This is a genomic window from Streptomyces sp. NPDC047971 (genome assembly GCF_040653355.1).
GTDB lineage: Bacteria > Actinomycetota > Actinomycetes > Streptomycetales > Streptomycetaceae > Streptomyces.
On the sequence record NZ_JBEZNW010000094.1, the window covers coordinates 1 to 3,171 of the forward strand.

A 3,171-nucleotide genomic window follows, 5' to 3' on the forward strand; every position below is an offset into this window, starting at 1 on the left:
ATCAACGGCCCGAACACCGACACCAAATTCGCCAACGCCCCATGACCAACAGCCACACCCTTCGGCCGCCCCGTCGAACCCGACGTATAGATCACATAGGCGAGACCGTCCCGGGACGCCGGCCGCTTCGGTGCGCTGTCCGGTAGCCGCTCCAGGGCGGCTGCGGTGGCCGGGTCGTCCAGCCACAGCACGCGGTCGACGCCCAGCCGGCCGGCGACACCGTCGGCGGCGTCGTGGCTGCTCACGACCACGCCGGCGCCGCTGTCGGCCAGCACGTAGGAGAGCCGGTCCTCCGGGTGCTCGGGGTCCAGCGGCACGTAGGCTCCGCCGGCCTTCCACACGCCGAGAACGGCGGCCACCATGTCGATGCCGCGCGGCAGGCACAGACCCACCACCGACTCGGCGTGGACGCCGAGTCCGAGGAGGTAGTGCGCGAGACGGTTGGCCCGCGCGTCCAGCTCGGCGTAGGTGATCTCCGTACCCTCGTAGATCGCCGCGACGGCGTCCGGGGTCAGCGCAGCATGCGCCTCGAACAGTTCGGGTACGAGAGCGGTGTCGACGCCGACCTCGACGCCGTTCCACTCGGCGAGCAGCTGGTGCCGCTCGTCCGCGTCCAGGACGTCGACCGCGCTCAGCCGGGTGGACGGTTCGGCGACGAGCATCCGCAGGACGCGCGTGAGCCGCCCGGACAGCCGGGCGGCGGAGTCGGCGTCGAACAGTTCGGCCGCGACGATCACCGAGCCGCGAAGACCGGCGGGGGCTCCGTCGGCGTCGAAGGTCTCCTCGACGCCGATCTCCAGGTCGAACTTCGCGACGGTCCTGGCGGCGAGCTGCTCCGACACGGCCGCCGAGGCCACGTCGGCAAGCGATCCCGCCTGCGCTCCCGAAAGCCGGACCTCGGCCTGGGCGACGTTCTCGACGGTGAGCATGACCTGGAAGAGCGGGTGGCGCGCCAGCGAACGGGTCGGCGCCAGCTCCTCCACCAGCTTCTCGAACGGCACGTCCTGATGCGCGAACGCCGACAGACCCGTCTCCCGAACCCGACCCAGCACCTCCCGGAACGTCGGGTCACCCGACACGTCCGTACGCAGAACGAGCGTGTTCACGAAGAAACCGACCAGGTCGCTGAGCGCCACGTCGGTACGACCGGCCACGGCGGCACCGATCGGGATGTCCGTGCCCGCGCCGAGCTTCGACAGGGTCATGGCGAGTACGGCCTGGAAGACCATGAAGGTGGTGACGCCCTCGGCACGGGCCAGCTCCTGCAGCCGTACGTGCACGTCGGCCGGGACCTCGAAGGGCGCGCTGTGCCCCCGGTGCGAGGCGACGAGCGGACGCATGCGGTCGACGGGGAGCTCCAGCTCCTCGGGCGCGCCGGCCAACGTCTCGCGCCAGTACGCGACTTGCCGCGCACCCACGCTGTCGGGGTCGTTCTCGTCGCCGAGCAGCTCACGCTGCCACAGCGCGTAGTCGGCGTACTGGACCGGCAGCGGCTCCCACGCGGGGGCCTCACCCCGGCATCGCGCCGCGTAGGCCACCGAGACATCACGGGCCAGCGGACGCATCGAGTAGCCGTCGCCCGCGATGTGATGAACGACCAGGGCGAGGGCGTGCTCGTCGGGTCCTGCGGAGAACAGCCAGGCACGGATGGGGAGTTCGGCGGCCAGGTCGAACTCGTACCCGAACACTCCGGCGACCGCGCCGGCCAGGTCGGCCGGCGTCGCGGAGTTCGGCAGGTCCACAGTCTGCAGATCCCAGTCGAGTTCTTCAAGGCCGAGGATGCGCTGGTACGGCTCGCCGTCGTGCATGCCGAAGGTCGTGCGCAGCACCTCGTGCCGCTCCAGGACGTCCCGCAGGGCCGCGGCCAGCGCGGCGCGGTCCACCGACCCCGAAAGGCGCAGCGACACCGGGATGTTGTAGGTCGCGCTGGGGCCCTCCAGCTGCTGCATGAACCACAACCGACGCTGCGCGAAAGACAACGGAATCATCAGGAACCTTCCTGGTTTCGTCCCGGCCGCAACGTCGGCGCGGATCGGTCAAGGCTTTCCGGAGCCTTGTACACCCGAACAGAATGAAATGGATAACGACTGGTAATGGCTGTCACCGGAAGAACGGACAGCCGGCTCGCCGTTCCGAGAATCCACCCGCGATTTCGGGGATCCCGGTTCGGCGCGACTCACTATGACCCAGGCCGTACCGACGATCAATGTTCTGCCTCCGCACCCCGACTCGGCCCGCACCCGACTGGACCACTGCAGCTGAGCGGCCGACATCCGGCCTGTTCAACCGCCCCGGAACGGCAGTTGAACGACCCGTACCGACCGGGGAATGCACTTCGGCCGCCGCACCCGAATTCACGGGTCGCGGCGGCCGAAGCACGCATTCTCTTCATTCAGTTGTTCAGGCGATACCGCCTTGACTCACCCGCTCCTGCTACCTCCTGCGCATCGGACGGAGAGCTGGACGGGTTGACTTCTCCGTGCCCAGCTGCTTTGCGAGACCTGCCACGGTCGGCGCATTGAAGAGGGCCCGGATCTCGACGTCGACCCCGAGGGCGGCGCGAATTCGGATGACGAGTTCGGTCGCCAGCAGCGAGTGGCCGCCGAGGGCGAAGAAGTCGTCGTCGACACCGACCGACTCCAGCCGCAGGACCTGGGCGAATGCCTCGCACAGAACTTCTTCCTCGCGGGTGGCGGGCGCGCGCCCGGCTCCTGCGGAGGCGTTGGCGTCCGGGGCCGGCAGAGCCTTCCGGTCGAGCTTGCCGTTCGCGGTCAGCGGGAGGGCGTCGAGGACCACGACCGCCGAGGGCACCATGTACTCCGGCAGCCGCGTCTTCGTGAACTCCATTACCTCGGAGCCCAGTTGTGCGTCAACTTCGTCCTGGTCGGTCGGGACGACGTAGGCGACGAGGCGGGTGTCCCCGGGCACGTCCTCACGGGCGATGACGGCGGCCTGGGCGACCTCGCGATGCGCGGCCACAACCGCCTGGACCTCGCCCGGCTCGATCCGGAAACCACGGACCTTGACCTGCTCATCGGCGCGGCCGAGATACTCCAGCAGCCCCTCAGCCGTCCAGCGGGCCACGTCACCGGTGCGATACATCCGGCCGCCGGGCTCGAACGGGTTCGCGGTGAAGCGCTCCGCAGTCAGACCCGGACGCTTCACATAACC

Annotated in this window: 2 protein-coding genes; both read right to left on the reverse strand. The window is 69.4% G+C overall.

The genetic code is table 11. The features are described from left to right. On the reverse strand, nt 1–1,988 hold a 1,988-nt coding region (locus tag AB0D99_RS35570), incomplete at its 3' end, for a condensation domain-containing protein (RefSeq protein WP_362372350.1). Nucleotides 1,989–2,433: 445 nt separating this feature from the next. Next, nucleotides 2,434–3,171 (reverse strand): phosphopantetheine-binding protein (locus AB0D99_RS35575; RefSeq protein ID WP_362372353.1); only part of this gene is annotated, 738 nt, incomplete at its 5' end.